The sequence below is a fragment of the Collinsella sp. HCP28S3_B9 genome, assembly GCF_052066095.1.
Classification (GTDB): domain Bacteria; phylum Actinomycetota; class Coriobacteriia; order Coriobacteriales; family Coriobacteriaceae; genus Collinsella.
The window spans coordinates 1-14,860 of sequence record NZ_JBQHST010000006.1; the positions used below are offsets into that span (position 1 = coordinate 1).

The 14,860-nt window shown below is 59.2% G+C and carries 14 protein-coding genes and 4 tRNA genes; 1 reads left to right on the forward strand and 17 read right to left on the reverse strand.

The features are described from left to right. Positions 1 to 33: 33 nt before the first annotated feature. The 4 genes from ACTNBB_RS02440 to serS form a co-directional block, all read right to left on the reverse strand. Positions 34 to 110: transfer RNA gene (locus ACTNBB_RS02440), tRNA-Arg, on the reverse strand. A gap of 353 nt (positions 111 to 463) precedes the next feature. Continuing rightward, positions 464 to 540: transfer RNA gene (locus tag ACTNBB_RS02445), tRNA-Arg, on the reverse strand. A gap of 73 nt (positions 541 to 613) precedes the next feature. Continuing rightward, on the reverse strand, positions 614 to 991 hold the full coding sequence (locus tag ACTNBB_RS02450) for a hypothetical protein (RefSeq protein ID WP_154517675.1): 378 nt from the start codon (positions 989 to 991) through the stop codon (positions 614 to 616). 173 nt (positions 992 to 1,164) lie between these two features. Then, positions 1,165 to 2,448 (reverse strand): serine--tRNA ligase, encoded by a 1,284-nt coding sequence (gene serS / locus ACTNBB_RS02455; protein ID WP_427729163.1) that lies wholly within the window; start codon positions 2,446 to 2,448, stop codon positions 1,165 to 1,167. Positions 2,449 to 2,559: 111 nt separating this feature from the next. Here serS and ACTNBB_RS02460 point away from each other — a divergent pair, with 111 nt between their 5' ends. Then, positions 2,560 to 2,733, forward strand: coding sequence for a DUF6724 family protein (locus tag ACTNBB_RS02460; protein WP_195838594.1), 174 nt, complete (start codon positions 2,560 to 2,562; stop codon positions 2,731 to 2,733). A 156-nt stretch (positions 2,734 to 2,889) separates the two neighbouring features. Here the strand turns inward: ACTNBB_RS02460 and proC are convergent, their stop codons facing one another. From proC to ACTNBB_RS02525, 13 genes are all read right to left on the reverse strand, one after another. Beyond that, entirely contained in the window at positions 2,890 to 3,660 is a 771-nt protein-coding gene (proC, locus tag ACTNBB_RS02465; RefSeq protein WP_441056605.1) for a pyrroline-5-carboxylate reductase, read from the reverse strand. 73 nt (positions 3,661 to 3,733) lie between these two features. Further along, positions 3,734 to 4,204 (reverse strand): 23S rRNA (pseudouridine(1915)-N(3))-methyltransferase RlmH, encoded by a 471-nt coding sequence (rlmH, locus tag ACTNBB_RS02470; protein ID WP_370450649.1) that lies wholly within the window; start codon positions 4,202 to 4,204, stop codon positions 3,734 to 3,736. A gap of 6 nt (positions 4,205 to 4,210) precedes the next feature. Next, positions 4,211 to 5,149: an SPFH domain-containing protein gene (locus tag ACTNBB_RS02475; protein ID WP_117848150.1), complete on the reverse strand. Its 939-nt coding sequence runs from the start codon at positions 5,147 to 5,149 to the stop codon at positions 4,211 to 4,213. Between the two features lie 306 nt (positions 5,150 to 5,455). Continuing rightward, a tRNA-Leu gene (locus tag ACTNBB_RS02480) sits at positions 5,456 to 5,542 on the reverse strand. Between the two features lie 43 nt (positions 5,543 to 5,585). Next, the gene (locus tag ACTNBB_RS02485; RefSeq protein ID WP_441056603.1) at positions 5,586 to 6,503 is read right to left on the reverse strand and encodes a TatD family hydrolase; all 918 of its coding nucleotides are present in this window, start codon (positions 6,501 to 6,503) and stop codon (positions 5,586 to 5,588) included. After that, complete coding sequence (gene rsmA, locus ACTNBB_RS02490) at positions 6,493 to 7,353, reverse strand: 16S rRNA (adenine(1518)-N(6)/adenine(1519)-N(6))-dimethyltransferase RsmA (RefSeq protein WP_441031685.1); 861 nt, start codon at positions 7,351 to 7,353, stop codon at positions 6,493 to 6,495. The genes ACTNBB_RS02485 and rsmA overlap by 11 nt, the downstream gene beginning before the upstream one ends. A gap of 107 nt (positions 7,354 to 7,460) precedes the next feature. Next, the gene (gene metG, locus ACTNBB_RS02495) at positions 7,461 to 9,062 is read right to left on the reverse strand and encodes a methionine--tRNA ligase (RefSeq protein ID WP_154517665.1); all 1,602 of its coding nucleotides are present in this window, start codon (positions 9,060 to 9,062) and stop codon (positions 7,461 to 7,463) included. A 69-nt stretch (positions 9,063 to 9,131) separates the two neighbouring features. Beyond that, positions 9,132 to 10,010 carry a 16S rRNA (cytidine(1402)-2'-O)-methyltransferase gene (gene rsmI / locus ACTNBB_RS02500; protein WP_441056601.1) on the reverse strand — a complete coding sequence of 293 codons (879 nt, stop codon included), beginning with the start codon at positions 10,008 to 10,010 and terminating at the stop codon, positions 9,132 to 9,134. Between the two features lie 6 nt (positions 10,011 to 10,016). After that, the gene (locus tag ACTNBB_RS02505; RefSeq protein ID WP_427728410.1) at positions 10,017 to 11,078 is read right to left on the reverse strand and encodes a glycoside hydrolase family 5 protein; all 1,062 of its coding nucleotides are present in this window, start codon (positions 11,076 to 11,078) and stop codon (positions 10,017 to 10,019) included. A 603-nt stretch (positions 11,079 to 11,681) separates the two neighbouring features. Next, positions 11,682 to 11,754: transfer RNA gene (locus ACTNBB_RS02510), tRNA-Phe, on the reverse strand. Positions 11,755 to 11,912: 158 nt separating this feature from the next. After that, complete coding sequence (locus ACTNBB_RS02515) at positions 11,913 to 12,272, reverse strand: DUF192 domain-containing protein (RefSeq protein WP_427748305.1); 360 nt, start codon at positions 12,270 to 12,272, stop codon at positions 11,913 to 11,915. Next, entirely contained in the window at positions 12,269 to 12,745 is a 477-nt protein-coding gene (locus ACTNBB_RS02520; RefSeq protein ID WP_427795228.1) for a hypothetical protein, read from the reverse strand. The genes ACTNBB_RS02515 and ACTNBB_RS02520 overlap by 4 nt, the downstream gene beginning before the upstream one ends. Then, positions 12,745 to 14,805 (reverse strand): hypothetical protein, encoded by a 2,061-nt coding sequence (locus ACTNBB_RS02525; RefSeq protein ID WP_441071015.1) that lies wholly within the window; start codon positions 14,803 to 14,805, stop codon positions 12,745 to 12,747. The genes ACTNBB_RS02520 and ACTNBB_RS02525 overlap by 1 nt, the downstream gene beginning before the upstream one ends. Positions 14,806 to 14,860: the final 55 nt, after the last annotated feature.

Consider the following 14,860-nt stretch of genomic DNA (forward strand, 5'->3'; position numbering starts at 1 on the left):
AAAGCCCCCGTTGCCGGAGGCTTCAAGTTCGATTGGTGCGGCGTATAGGATTCGAACCTATGACGTTCTGATTCGTAGTCAGACCCTCTATCCAGCTGAGGTAACGCCGCAACGCACGGACTATTATGCACGCGAGGCCCCGACGGGTCAAGCGACAATTTGAAAAAATTTTATGATGTGGCGATTATGCTGCTCGCGCCTCGACCGAGGTTCGAATCCATGCATGGCTTCCAAAAAAGAAAAGCCCCCGTTGCCGGAGGCTTCAAGTTCGATTGGTGCGGCGTATAGGATTCCGCGCATCCGCTTCGCGGATCCGCACCGGCTTCGCCCGCCTGCCGGCGCGCTCGCCCGCTCGCTAAAAACGCTTCGCGTTTTCTTTACGCTCGCGCCTCGACCGAGGTTCGAATCCATGCATGGCTTCCAAAAAAGAAAAGCCCCCGTTGCCGGAGGCTTCAAGTTCGATTGGTGCGGCGTATAGGATTCGAACCTATGACGTTCTGATTCGTAGTCAGACCCTCTATCCAGCTGAGGTAACGCCGCAGCGCAAGACATATGAAACCATTTTAGTTAATTGGAGTCAAGCACAATCTTGATTTTTTCTAGACCATTTTCCTCATGCAGCTCCGCATGTATCACCGTTTCCCATACGATCGATCGGCTTTTCAACCACATCGAACCCAACACCGAGATCCCTCAATAGCGAGCGCACCCGCTGGGCGCAATCATACTCGGCAAACGAGATACTCAGCATGCGTGCCACCTGGTTAGAAGTCCCGACTCCATAGAACCGTTCGAGTGTTGCAAGCCCTTCGTGCGTCACAAAGGTCTCAACTACATGTGGCGACTCCTCAAAGCACCATTGGGTCAACGGACCCTCGCTCGTTTGCCTCACCACCAAGCCACCCATACCCGATGGCTCACACGTAACTAGCAGGTGCTCCCCACCTTCATCGCTCTCAAACAAAACTACCCGCTCATCAAACAGGTCCATCACATCCCCCTTCTCTTGCTCGTATCTAGTAAAAGCATAGCAGGTAGACGAGCGTATACAGAACGTTTGTTCGTGTATTTTGTATTGAGCTGTCCGCGCGACATGGTAAGGCTCCGCGCACAAAAAAGGCGCCCCGGATAGGGGCGCCCCCGCAAATCGCTTATGCAGCAAACCTACGCGACCGGCTCGATCTTCTCGAGGCCGCCCATGTAAGGACGCAGAACCTCGGGGATCGTAATGGTACCGTCGGCGTTCTGGTAGTTCTCCAGAATGGCGGCCATAGTGCGGCCAGCCGGCAGACCGGAACCGTTAAGGGTGTGCAGGTAGCGCGAGCCCTTGAAGTTCTCGGGATCGCGATACTTGATGTTGGCGCGGCGAGCCTGGAAGTCGCCGCAGTTGGAGCAGGAGCTAATCTCCTTGTAGGCGTTGTAGCTCGGCAGCCAGACCTCGATGTCGTAGGTCTGACGGGCAGAGAAGCCCAGGTCGCCGGTGCACAGGCTAATCACGCGATACGGAAGACCCAGCTGCTGAAGCAGGAACTCGGCCTCGGCGGTCATGCTCTCGAGCTCCTCGTCGGACTCCTCCGGCTTGGCAAACTTGACCATCTCGACCTTGTCGAACTCGTGCTGGCGGATGATGCCGCGGGTGTCGCGACCAGCAGAGCCGGCCTCCTCGCGGAAGCAGGGGGTGAAGGCGGTGTAGCGGCGCGGCAGGGTGTCGGCATCGAGAACCTCGCCGGCGTGCAGGTTGGTAAGCACGACCTCGGCGGTAGGGATCAGGAAGTTATCGCCCGAGACATGATAGGCGTCGTCCTCGAACTTGGGCAGCTGGCCCGTGCCAAACATGGTCTGACGCTTGACGACGATGGGCGGCCACCACTCCTTAAAACCACGGCTGGTGTGCGTATCGAGAAAGAAGTTGATGAGGGCGCGCTCCAGACGGGCGCCGGCGCCACCGAGAACGGTGAAGCGGCTACCGGAGAGCTTGTTGCCGCGCTCGAAGTCGAGGATGTCGAGGTCGGTGCCCAGATCCCAGTGCGGTTTAAAGTCGAAGTCGAACACGCGTGGGGTGCCCCAACGACGGCGCTCGATGTTCTCGTCCTCGTCCTTGCCGTACGGGGTGGCCTCGCAGGGAATGTTGGGCAGGTGAGCCATAAAGTCGTACTGCTCCTGCTCGAGAGCGGTGCGGCGCTCGGCCAGACCGTCGATCTTCTCGTTGACGGCGCGCACGGCCTCCTTGGCGGCCTCGGCCTCGTCCTTCTTGCCCTCCTTCATCAGGGCGCCGATCTTCTTTGACTCGGCATTACGCGTGGCCTGGAGCTCCTCGACCTCGGTGATGACGGCACGACGCTCATCGTCGAGCTCAAAGAACTTCTCGCGATCCCAAGACGTCTGGCGGTTAGCCATGGCGGTATCGATGGCATCGGGGTTCTCGCGAACAAACTTGATATCAAGCATTAGATCCTCCGGTGATATACATTCCATTTAGGTTGCAACCTTGTACATGTATGGGCAAGTATATACTTATGAGCGTTTACGACCCAACTCAACTACGCAAGAAGGCACCCAATGGACGCAGTTTTTTCCTTTTTGTTTGGCACCCGCACCGGTTTTGCCATCCTTTTCGCCGGCGGCATCCTGCTGTTTGCGATTCTTGCCTTTGTAATGGAGAAGCGCACCCATAAGCTCTACGTCGACCGCGGGCCCAAATCCGAAGAAGATCAAGACAGCTTCTGGGACTAACCTGCCATTTAGGGACAGGTTTATTTTGGTCGGTTTTATCTGGGCAAACGCAAGCGCCCCGCAAACGGTTTCTACCCGGTTGCGGGGCGCTTTTCGCTATAGAGTTAAAACCGCAGGAAAAACCAGGCAAAATAAACCTGTCCCTAAATGGCAGGTTTACTGAAGGGTGGCGTCGATGGCCTTGACCAGGGCACTGCGCATGCCGGCGTCCTCGAGCGCGACGACGCCCTTGATGGTTGCGCCGCCGGGCGAGCACACGGCATCCTTCATCGCCGCAGGATGCTGCCCAGTTGCAAGCTGCAGTTTCGCCGTACCCAGAACCATCTGGCTCACAATGCGATAGGCGTCGGCGCGCGGAATGCCGTGCTTGACGGCCGCGTCGCCCAGGGCCTCAATCGCCATGGCAACAAATGCCGGGGCGCAACCGCCCACGGTACCGCCCACAAACAGCAAGCTCGTATCGAGCTCAACGACAGTGCCAAGCTTTCCGAGCAGATCGAGCACCACGGCACGCTGCTCGCCGTTGAGCGTAGAGGACTTCTCGCAGGCGATGACGCCCTCGCCCACCGAAACCGGTGTATTGGGGACCGTCGAGATGTGCGCGACACCCGGCAGGACCTGCTCCCACTTGGCACTGCCCCAAGTCCAAGCGACCGAAAGGACGACCTTATCGGCAAGAGTATCCTTGAGCGGAGCGAAGACCTTCTCGATCATGTACGGCTTGACCGCAGCAACCACGATATCGGATACAGCGACAACCTCCGCCGCATCACGACAGGCAAGCATCCCACGCGCCTCACAGCGCTCAACCAGGGCATCGTAGCGGCCCGCGCAGGCACACATGTCGCTCGCAGCCACACCGGCGGCAATCCAGCCATCGGCCATAGCGCTCGCCATATTGCCAAAACCGACAAATCCAATCTTCATATCTCATAGTCCTCTCAGACAGGTTCTTCAAATCGAGAGCTATTGTCCCACGGCATTGTTTCGTATTGCCGACCTATTTGTGATACGGCTCGCCACGGCTAATCTTGCAGGCGCGGTAGACCTGCTCCAGCAGCACCACGCGCGCCAAGTTATGCGGCAAGGTAATGCGTCCAAAGCTGAGCATTTCGTCAGCTCGTGAGCGAACATCATCGCTCACACCGTCCGATCCGCCAATCACAAAGGCGATGTCGCTGTTGCCTCGCAACATAAGATCATCGAGCCGCGCCGAGAGTTCCTCACTCGAGCGCTCTTTGCCCTCAATGGCCAGCAGGATCACATGCGCTCGGGGCGGCAGGGCTGCAAGAATCGCCGCTCCCTCCTTGTCGCGCGCGGCATCCACGCCGCCCGCCTTGGCCGGGTCGATATCGGCCACCTCGCGCATATCCACCTTGGCATAGGCGCCCAGGCGCTTGGTGTACTCGGCGCAGGCATCCTTCCAAAAACGCTCTTTGAGCTTACCGACGCATACAACGGTGCACTTCACGCGCGCCTACTCCTTCGAATCGTTTTGAACTTTGCCGGCGGTCAGCATCTGCTCGAACATAGAGGCCGACTGCGAAAAGTCGCTCGGCAGCACGACCGTCGATGTTTTACCCGTGCGAGCGAACTCCGTCATCATCTCGGACCATTGCGTAAACATGAACAGCTGGTTGGCCTCATCGTTGCCGACGCCCGTCTCCTGGATAATCTCGAGCGAATCCTTGATACCCAGCGCGATGGCCTTGCGCTGGTTGGCGATGCCTTCGCCCGCCTTTTCCATTGCCTCGGCCTCGGCGGTCGCCTCGGTAACGCGCTTGATGCGGTCGGCCTCAGCGAGCTCCTGCGCAGCAGCGCGCTTACGCTGGGCGGCGTTGATGTCATTCATAGAGTTCTCGACCTCGGTCGGCAGCGCGATCTTGGTGATGAGCGTCGACACGAGGGTAAAGCCGTAGGCGGCCATCTGCTCGGATACGGTGGCGTTGACGTCCTTGGCGATGTCATCCTTCTTGGCAAAGACCTCATCAAGGGTATAGACAGGGATGGAAGAGCGCAGGGCATCGGTAATGAAGTCGCGCATCTGGTCGACGGGCTCCTGCAGCATGTAGTAGCTCTTGTAGATGCCCGAATCTGCCGGGCCGGCTCCCATGTCATAGCTCACGTGGTACTGAGCAGAGACCTCAAGGCCGATAGTCACGTTGTCCTGGGTCTTAACGTCGATCCCAAAACCATTTTTCATGGTGCGCAGACTCACCGTGGCGGCCTTGCGGTCGATCACGGGCACCTTCATGTGGAAACCCGCGTTGACGATGCGGTTAAACTTGCCCAGGCGCTCGATGATCACAGCATGCTGCTGTTCAACGACATAGCAGGCGTTGGGAAGCAGTAGCAACAAAATGATGATGGGAAGTAGAAGGCTCGTAAGGGCAGCGATAATACCGGATAACAGCATGGTCTCTCCTCCGATGGGCACACGTTGGCACTAGGATACCCGCACAAAGCAGCCATGTGACACCATCAGGAGGCCCATAACAAAAAAGCTCCCATTGCTGGGAGCTCTTTCAATCAATGGTGCGGGCGAAAGGACGTCCGCGTATCCGCTGCGCGGATCCGCACCGGCTTCGCCCGCCTGCCGGCGGACTCGCCAGCTCGCTAAAAACGCTCCGCGTTTTCTTGACGCTCGCTCCTTCGCAGGTTCAAGTCCCTGCGATGGGCCCATAACAAAAAAGCTCCCATTGCTGGGAGCTCTTTCAATCAATGGTGCGGGCGAAAGGACTTGAACCTTCATGGGGTTGCCCCCATACGGACCTGAACCGTACGCGTCTGCCAATTCCGCCACGCCCGCGTGCAGGAATTAGAATAACGGAGCGCCACCGTGAACGCAAGAACTATTTTTGAAAAAGTTTGCGGGCATTGTCCCACGCAGCTTGCGCAATTGCCTCTGCTTTCTCTCCAGTACGATCGACACGGTCGTTGACCAGCGCGTTTGCCGTGATGGAAATCATTGCAGGCTCGCACTCAAGACCGCGAATGGGCTCCGGAGCCATATACGGGCAATCCGTCTCGAACAAAATTCGATCGAGCGGGGTTGACGCAAATGCCTCGCGCACATCATTGTTGCGCTTAAAGGTGGCCGCGCCGCCATAGGCGATATAGCAGCCCAAACCCACAAAGCGCTCCATCGTGGCGCGATCCTCGCCAAAGCAGTGCAGCACGCAACCGGCCTGAGGCACACCCACCTCGCGCAGCACGTTGTACGCATCCACATGCGAGGAGCGCTCCTCGTCCGTGTCCTCATGACGCAGATGCAGCTCTACCGGCACATTGCGGCGTACGGCAACCTCGAGTTGGCGCGCCATACAGTCGATCTGCACGCTGTGGGGCGCCGGCGCGATGTCGTCGTCGTAATCCATGTGGTAGTCCAGACCGATCTCGCCGATACCGACGCATAAGGGATCATCAAGCGCAGCAACGACCTGTGCATGAATGTCATCGGTATAGTCCGGCGCACCATAGGGGTGCACACCGGCGAGATACTTTATCTGCGGAATATCCCGCATCGGCAAAATCTCGCGCACCAGCCAGTCGCTATAGTCCGTCACGCTGCGTTTGTCGGCAATGGGATCAAAGATCGTCACCAACAGGTCGACGCCTACAGCCTTGGCGCGCACAAGCGTCTCGGGTACTTCCTTGCCCCAAAACGAGAGCAAGTGCGCATGCGTATCGGCAAGCGGCGCCAAGGGCACGGGACAAGCAACCGTTTTCTTTTTCTTGGTAAACGTCACGCGCTCGTCATTAGGCATCATGGATTAGCTCCTGAGCCAGACGGACAAAATCGGCAACGCCAAGCGTCTCGGCGCGCGTGGTGGGTGCGATGCCGCAAGCCTCAAAGGCGGCATCGAGCACGTCCTTGGCAAAGCCGTTGGCGCTCATGGAATTGCGGATGGTCTTGCGACGCTGAGCAAACGCAGCGTCAATCACGCGGGCCACAAACTCGCGATCAAGCCCCTCGGGCGCTACGCCGTCAACACGGTCGATGCGCACGACGGCCGAATCCACATGCGGCGCCGGCATAAAGCAGCGCGGCGGCACCTCAAAGCGACCCGTCACCTGCGCATACAGGCCGAGCTTTGCCGTATAGCCGCCGTAGGTCTTGTTGCCCGGCGTTGCGGCAATGCGATCGGCAACCTCCTTTTGAACCATGACGACGGCGCGCTTGAGCGCGGGCATCGTCTGGAAGAACTGCAGAATGATCGTCGCTGCCACGTTATAGGGCAAGTTCGCGACAAATACCGTCGGCTCACCGCCCGCGGCCTGCTCAATCTGCTCCGGGCACACCTTGAGCGCGTCGCCCATGATAAAGCGGAAGTTGGCATAGTCGGCGGCATGGGCATCGAGCACCGGCTCGAGCTCGGGATCGGCCTCAATCGACGTGACGCACGCCGCCTCCTGAAGCAGCGCAAGCGTGAGCGTTCCAACGCCCGGACCAACCTCGAGCACGCGCTCATCGCCCGCAAGTTCGGAAAGCTCGCAAATACGCTCGATCACATGGTTGTCGATCAGGAAGTTCTGGCCCAGGCGATGCTTGGTCGCAAGGCCAAACTCCTCCAGCAGCTCCCTTGTTGCCGTGGGGTTTGCCAAAGGCGAAGTTGTCATAGTTGCCTCCTTAACATGGTGGCGGCGTCTTGAAACAAAAGGGCATGGACCGTTGCGGCCATGCCCTTACACCTAAACAGCAGATTGCCGATATGGCGCGCGGCGTCTTAACCCAGACGCGGGAACAGCGGCTCACCCTTCTCGACGGGCTGACCACCGGCAAGCAGACCCCAAGCGCAAATGCCCTTGAGGTCGTCGCTCGCGGCCTCGTCCTCGCACGACAGGCGGCGCAGGGCCTCGGTAGAAGTCTGGGGCATGAGCGGCATCAGCAGGTGAGCGGCAATGCGGATGGCCTCGAGGAGGTTGTAGATCACAAACGCCAGCTCGTCGGCCTTGGCCTCGTCCTTGGCAAGTGCCCAGGGCTCGGAGTCCTCGATGTAGTGGTTGGCGGCGTGGATGAGCTCCATAACCTCGTCTTTGGCTCCACCGTAATCGAGCACGTCCATCTTGGCCATGTAGCGCTCGGCCAGGCCATCGGCGATCTTTGCCAGCGGGTTATCGAACGCATCGAACGATGCGGGCTTGGCGGGCGCGCAACCGTCAAAGTACTTGCCGCTCATGTTGAGCGAACGCGAGATGAGGTTGCCCCAGCTGTTAGCGAGGTCGGCGTTGTAGACCTGCTCCATGCGGTCGAAGCTGATAGCACCGTCGGTGCCGGGGACCACGTCGGTCATAAAGTAGTAGCGATAGCCCTCGACGCCCAGCATGTCGATAACATCCTGCGGGGCAATGGCGTTGCCACGGCTCTTGGACATCTTCTCGGCCTTGCCAGTCTCGGCATTGCGCACGGTCAGGAAGCCGTGGGCAAAGACGTGCTCGGGCAGAGCCTCGCCAATGGCCATGAGCATAGCGGGCCAAATGACGCAGTGGAAGCGAATGATGTCCTTGCCCACAATGTGGAACTGCGCAGGCCAGCGATAGGCCAGCTCGGCACGGGCCTCATCGGTATCGACACCGTAGCCGACAGCCGTCATGTAGTTGAGCAGCGCGTCGAACCACACATAGGTCACATGGCCCTCATCGAACGGAACCTGGATGCCCCAGTCAAAGCTCGTACGGCTCACGGAAAGGTCGTTGAGACCGCCCTCGACAAAGCTACGCACCTCGTTCATGCGGAATGCAGGCTCGACGAAATCGGGATGCTCGTCATAGAGCTTGAGCAGCTTGTCCTGGAAAGCGGAAAGCTTGAAGAAGTAGGACTCCTCCTGCACGCGCTCGAGCGGACGATGACAGTCGGGGCACAGGTGCTGGCCGACGCTGCCGTATTCCTCGTCACCCTTCTGGACCTGCGTGTCGGTAAAGTAAGTCTCGTCGGGCACACAGTACCAACCGTCGTAGCTGCCCTTATACAGGTAGCCAGACTCCTTCATGCGCTCCCACAGATACTGCACCGCATGATGCTGGCGCGGCTCGGTGGTGCGGATGAAGTCGTCGTTGGAGATCTCGAGTTTGCTCCAAAGCTCCTTGAAGTGCGGAGCCTGGCTGTCGGTCCACTCCTGCGGCGTCATGCCATGCTTGGCTGCGGCCTCGGCGACCTTCTCGCCGTGCTCGTCCATGCCGGTCAGGAACTTGACGTTATAGCCAGCGGAGCGGCGATAGCGAGCCTGGACGTCGGCGATGATGGTGGAATAAGCCGTGCCCAGATGCGGATCGGCATTGACGTAGTAGATGGGCGTCGTGATAAAGAACGAAGGCTTGCTTTGATCCATGGGGTTTGTCCTCCAGAAAAACGTTGCATACAGGGGATGATTCTAACGCAAGGGCTGGATATCCTCCATCTATTGCATATTGAGCACCATGGCATAGACATCGCGTTTGCGGCGTGAATACTTCTGAGACAGACGCTTGGCCACCGCAGAGGCGGGCTCCCCCTCCTCGAGCGCGGCGCGGATATCCTCGCGCAGGGCCTCGTCGGGATCCGCTGCTGCTGCGCCAACCGGCACAATGCCGGCCTCCTCGTCTTCACTCGGTGGCGCGATGACCAGCGCAATCTCGCCCTTTACTTCGCCGCGAGCACGCAGCCCCTCGGCAAGCTGGGCGGCGGGCCCGCGCAAGACCTCCTCGTGCAGCTTGGTGAGTTCGCGGCAGACGGCAACCTCACGCTGGGGAAAGACCTCTGCCACGGCCTCGAGCGTCGCCACGATGCGATGTGGAGACTCGTAGAAGATGAGTGCGCCGGGCACCACGGCAAGGCGCTGCAAACGGCGCACGCGGTCGCCGTGCTTTCGGCCCAAAAAGCCCTCGAAGAAAAAATGCTCGCAGGGAATACCGGACGAAACGAGCGCCGTGACGCAAGCAGAGGGCCCGGGAATAACTTCGACGGGCACATCGGCCTCACGCGCCGCCTCGACCAGCGCCTGGCCGGGATCGGACACGCTCGGCATGCCGGCATCCGAGGCAAAAGCGAGGGTCTCCCCCGCCAGCAGGCGGTCAACCAGGCCGGCGGCGCGGCTGGCGATCACATTCTCGTCACAACGGACAAGCGGCTTGGAAATGCCCAGGTGCATCAGTAGCTTTGAGGTCACGCGCGTGTCCTCGCAGCAGATCGCATCGGCGGCGGCAAACGCCTCGCCAACGCGCGGAGACAGGTCGCCCAGGTTGCCGATGGGTGTTCCGACCACATAGAGTTTGCCCGTACGGGCGCTGTTTTGCGTCATATCAACCTATTCAATCATGCCGCGCTCGAGCGTACCGAGCGCCGCGCGGGCGTCCCATGCTGCAATGCGCTTCTCGGTCTTCCACGTTTGGAAGAACCAACCGGCAGCCGGCGCAAACGAAGCCAGCTGGTTGGCGATAAACACGCGCTCGTAGGCATTGCGGCCCTCGGGCGTAACCGACGAGTTGGCAAAGATCGCCGCGCCCGACCATTCGCCCACCAGCACGGGGAACCCTGTCGAAATCGCTTCTTTAAGCTCGCGCTTGTTGCGGGAAATCGCCGTCGTCAGCCCGCGGGGGCTCGTGATGTCGAGCGCATGCTCGTCGCGGTAATGGTACAGGTGAAGGTCCATGTAGACGTTCTTGTACTTGGCGCCGCGCATAAAATGCTTCCACTCGCCGGGATGTCCTGAGGACGAAAAGACGACGATCTTATCCTCGGGCATATACGAACGGACGAGCTCGTAAGCATCGCGATAGAAATTGCGCAGGTAGTGGGCCGGAATGCCATCCGTCATGGTAAAGAGACTCTTGCGGACACTCATCTGCGGCGTATCCAGCAGCTCAATGCCCAGCAGGCTCTCGGCCTCGCCGTAGCGATCGGCCAAACGCTCCAGCACGTCGAGCGCAACGTGACGACCGTTGGTGGACGAATGCCACTCGGCAACAGCCTCCGGCGTGGTGGGCGAATCGTTGGAATCGCCCTGGCCACCGGGCACAGTCGCTAGATCGAGCAGCACGCGAATGTCGTACTTGGCAGCCCACTCAATTGCACGGTCAATGTAGTCGATAACCGAAATGTAGGACGCATCGGACTCCTGCGAGCCAAAGGCATACCAGGGCACCGGCAAACGCACGGCATTGAGACCAATCTGCGCCATACGGCGAAAATCATCTTCGCTTACGAATGTCTCATAATGGCGACGCATGCGCTCGTTATAGGCAGCAGTGCCCATGGCTTCTTGCAGTTCCGCCGCATTGGACGCACCTGTCGCCGCGTACAGCGACGGGGTCACCCAAGGCTCGGGAATAAACCAGCCAGAGAGATTAACGCCGAGTATCCTCTCCATCACGGCCCCCTTCGAATCGTGCAGGGCGAACCCGCATCGTATTGCATAGGAAAAGTATCGTTTTGAGTATACCCGCGCACACGGACAGCCGATCGAACGGTCTGCAAAGTGGCGCAAAAGTAGGAGTAATGTCTGGGCGGGCACACCCGAGATGGTACGCCAAGATGCGCACGCGCGCCGAAGGCAGGCGCCGGAAGGCGCATCCCGTTTTTTTGCTCAATAATGGAATGCATTTTCCGCCAGCAGGCCCAACCGGAAAGCATGTCCCGTAATTTCACGTCATTCCGGGTCGCATTTTCCCAAGCGCCCCTAAAGCGGAAAGCGCATCCCGCTCAGGATTGAAATTCTGGGATGCGTTTTCCGCGGGTCCACATAAAAGAAAAGGACCTCTTTGCAGAGGTCCTAGTCAATTCAAGGTGGCGGGGAAGGGAATCGCGTCCGCGCGCTGCGCGGACGGACCGCTGCGGCGCTTGCGCGCCTTGCGAGCTACGCTGGCAAACGCTATCGCGTTTCCTCAGCTCCGCGCCCTCGCGGGGTTCGATTCCGTGCGGGGGCTACATAAAAGAAAAGGACCTCTTTGCAGAGGTCCTAGTCAATTCAAGGTGGCGGGGAAGGGAATCGAACCCCTGACACGAGGATTTTCAGTCCTCTGCTCTACCAACTGAGCTACCCAGCCATTTGAGGTGTGCCTTGTTTCAAGGCTTGATTAGTATAACCAAGGACGCGCTCCGGTCAACCGAGAATTTGAAAAAAGTTTTTGGACACCGCCTCGGTTCTGTAAAGCAGCACGTCAGAGACATCAACCGGCCGCAAGAAGTTTTTCGCCCAGGGCCTTCAAGCCTGCACTCGTTGCAAGACATCGGGCGATACAAGGATTGAAGGGCGTTCCAGCACCGCCCAAGCACCGGGACAGGAGCACATGCGCCAGGGGCGGACATTTTCGTAGCGTGCAAGGATATTGCCGCTGCAATCAATAAAGGCAATGTCGATGGGATAAGCCATAAAACAGGTGTGGACCGAAGAGCAGGACGGAAACGCCATGACGAGCGGCAGTCCGTCAGCCGTAATCGGCACGCGGCCCAGCATGCCGCGCAAGCGTGCGCCAAACGATTCTGCCACCATAAACTCTGCCGGCGACCAACCGAGCCTATTGAGCGCACGCGCGTAGGCGATATAAGACAAGACGGCGCTCACATGACCACCCCCGGTCGCCACGGATCGACCGTAACCGCGCGCTCGTGCGACAGCTTCGCCGGCGTCCCCAGAGAAACGCCGGCAATGCTAAGCAATCTAGGCCACGGCTCATAGTACATGACGCAGGCATAGGTCCTAAACGTCCCGGACAGAGAGAGCAAGCCGCCGTCAGACGACGCCGAGCTCTGCTCGCTCGAGACCTCGACCTGCAGATTATAGCCCTGCATAGCCGCCTGAATCTCGGACTGGACACGCACCGAGGCATCGGCAGAGCTCTTGTCGCCCTCCCCTTCCGGCGCCACAGCGTGCGCCAGCACGATATCGGGCACCACGCGATCGAAGCGCGCAACGGCGCCGGCAAAGACCATGACGTTGTACACAATGAGCGCAAGCGCCAGCAAAACGGGAGCGACCACTGCCATCTCGACCGTCGCCTGGGCGCGCTCCTCGCGCAGACGCATGCGGATACTCATTACGACCCACCGCCCAGAGCGCCAACCAGAGTGGCGACATCGACGGTAAGCGGGATGGAACCACCGCCGGGCAACGGAATCTCCGCAAGTGTGAACACTGTACCGCTAATGGTGCGTTCGACTTGATATTCCAACGCCTCGCAAAGCGCCTTGGGATCGGTCACGCCCAACGGAATACTTCGCAGTTTGTCTTGCGCTTGAGAGAGACCGGCAATGTCAGACCCCGGACTCTTAATGACGTTAGCGGAATCGGTCAGCACCGGCTTTCGCAGGCGCAAGTCGCACGGTTCCAAACCCAGCGCCGCCACGGACGCCGAAACGGTATCGCCGAGCCACGATGCAATGGAGCCCAACGCGCCGCTGCCCCCTCCTAGGTCTTTAATCATCTCGTCCATAAGTTCGTCGGCCGAACCTTGGATGTCTCCGCATCCCACAAGCAGGCGTCCCCAAACATCCATGACGCCATCGAGTACGCCGGCAACGCCGCCCGAGCGCTCTTCCAGTGTCGAGAAAAACCGCGAGAGCACGTTGTTTTGCGCCGTCGCGTTGTCGGGAGCCAAGACCGCGGCAGAGATTGCACCGCGACTGCCGAGCGTAACCGGCTTATTGAATGAAGAGTTGAGCTTACCGGGACTGGTCATATCGCCCGAGACCGCAAAGGCGACCACGCCGTTTCGGCCGGGCGGGGCGATACGCGGCCGCTCGCCCGAAAGCGCCTTGATGGCCTGGTCAAACGCATTACCCGCGCGATCGGCTTCGTCCTCGGTCTGACGCATAAGCTCGAGCTCTTTGTTGCGACATTCGACGTAGTCTTCCAGGGCGTCTTTGAACTTGTCAAAGTGGTATTCGAAGCCGTTTTCGATAAATGATGGAGGCATGAGGGCGCGACCCAGGTCAACGACGTCAAATTGGCACTCCTCGCACACATCGTGGCCATCGTAATCGACGACGGATGCCAACCCGCCCGGCGACCCATTCTTATAGTTGGGGCATCCGGTCCCATAGTGCAGGTATGTCTTGCCGCCAATATCACTCGTAGGCCACATGGCATCGGTGTAGAGCTGGGTTCCCTTCACCTCATCTGGAGTGCGTGGCAGGAATGGAATCTGGGATAAGATTTTTTCACCATCATCTTTAATATACGAGTGATCGAGTTCTTCGATTGCATAAGCGTAAAACGCTTTGCGCGCGACAGACTCCGCTTCCATCTCTACACCCCCACCAAGCGGCCTTTCATTTGCCAGGCGCCGGCGGTAATAGGTCTTCGCACGATTTAGGGCGATCTGCGGCTCCCAATCGATACTCGAAGTATAGTGGCGGTTTTGTTCACCCGATAGCTTTGCCAAGCTCCTCGCGCGTTCCCACATGCACGAACAGCTTCCGACTGCGCCTCTGTCCGATCCGCCGCAGTCGGCAAGCCAGGCGCGTTCCTTGGCCTTTGACGTTTTCTCGGACGCTTTCTTCAGTTCCTTGGCAGCATAGTCAAGGTCTTTTGAGGTGCTCTCGATGGCATCGGTCGAGATTTCTGACCCCTCGAGCGCAACAAAGTCCGACTCCGATGTCCTGGGCACGGCGAGCGCTGTGCCGGTATAGGTCACGTTATCGGTATCCTGCGCCGAAACAGCCTGCGTAGCTCGCGCGGCAACCAGATACGGCAGAGCCGTTTCGACTTTTTGCAAACCCTCCGACGCACTTTTGGCAAACCTATTGCGCGTTTTAATAATCTCAATCCCGGTATCGACCATATCGCTTGCGGCTATTTTCCCACCCGGCACCAGCATGGCAACCAAGCCGGTGCCGATTGTGGCAAACCCCGCCAGGCCCAAGCTCAAAATGCTCGCATCCACCACCGTGGCCGCTGTATGGTAGGACGATATCACGTTGGCACCCGCCAGAGCACCGCTATCGGCCGCCACCTGGGTATCCCCGGCACGCGACATACTCCATATCGCCGCCGTCGACGAAAACAGTAGCGTAAGCACCACAAGTATGACGACCGCCGAAGAAAGCGTAGTGTAGGCACCGTCCTCGATAAACAAGTCGATACCGGAGCGGCCCATGAAGCCGCCCCGCTTGCGGCGGGCATTCGACCGGCAACGGCACACGAGCCCTCGC

Excerpts from the sequence above, each read along its gene's own strand:
- proC (WP_441056605.1), bottom strand. The coding sequence starts at position 3,660 with ATGAAGATTGGATTTGTCGGTTTTGGCAATATGGCGAGCGCTATGGCC.
- rsmA (WP_441031685.1), bottom strand. The coding sequence starts at position 7,353 with ATGACAACTTCGCCTTTGGCAAACCCCACGGCAACAAGGGAGCTGCTG.
- ACTNBB_RS02450 (WP_154517675.1), bottom strand. The coding sequence starts at position 991 with ATGGACCTGTTTGATGAGCGGGTAGTTTTGTTTGAGAGCGATGAAGGT.
- ACTNBB_RS02485 (WP_441056603.1), bottom strand. The coding sequence starts at position 6,503 with ATGATGCCTAATGACGAGCGCGTGACGTTTACCAAGAAAAAGAAAACG.
- ACTNBB_RS02475 (WP_117848150.1), bottom strand. The coding sequence starts at position 5,149 with ATGCTGTTATCCGGTATTATCGCTGCCCTTACGAGCCTTCTACTTCCC.
- ACTNBB_RS02505 (WP_427728410.1), bottom strand. The coding sequence starts at position 11,078 with ATGGAGAGGATACTCGGCGTTAATCTCTCTGGCTGGTTTATTCCCGAG.
- ACTNBB_RS02520 (WP_427795228.1), bottom strand. The coding sequence starts at position 12,745 with ATGAGTATCCGCATGCGTCTGCGCGAGGAGCGCGCCCAGGCGACGGTC.
- ACTNBB_RS02525 (WP_441071015.1), bottom strand. The coding sequence starts at position 14,805 with ATGGGCCGCTCCGGTATCGACTTGTTTATCGAGGACGGTGCCTACACT.
- serS (WP_427729163.1), bottom strand. The coding sequence starts at position 2,448 with ATGCTTGATATCAAGTTTGTTCGCGAGAACCCCGATGCCATCGATACC.
- rsmI (WP_441056601.1), bottom strand. The coding sequence starts at position 10,010 with ATGACGCAAAACAGCGCCCGTACGGGCAAACTCTATGTGGTCGGAACA.
- metG (WP_154517665.1), bottom strand. The coding sequence starts at position 9,062 with ATGGATCAAAGCAAGCCTTCGTTCTTTATCACGACGCCCATCTACTAC.
- ACTNBB_RS02460 (WP_195838594.1), top strand. The coding sequence starts at position 2,560 with ATGGACGCAGTTTTTTCCTTTTTGTTTGGCACCCGCACCGGTTTTGCC.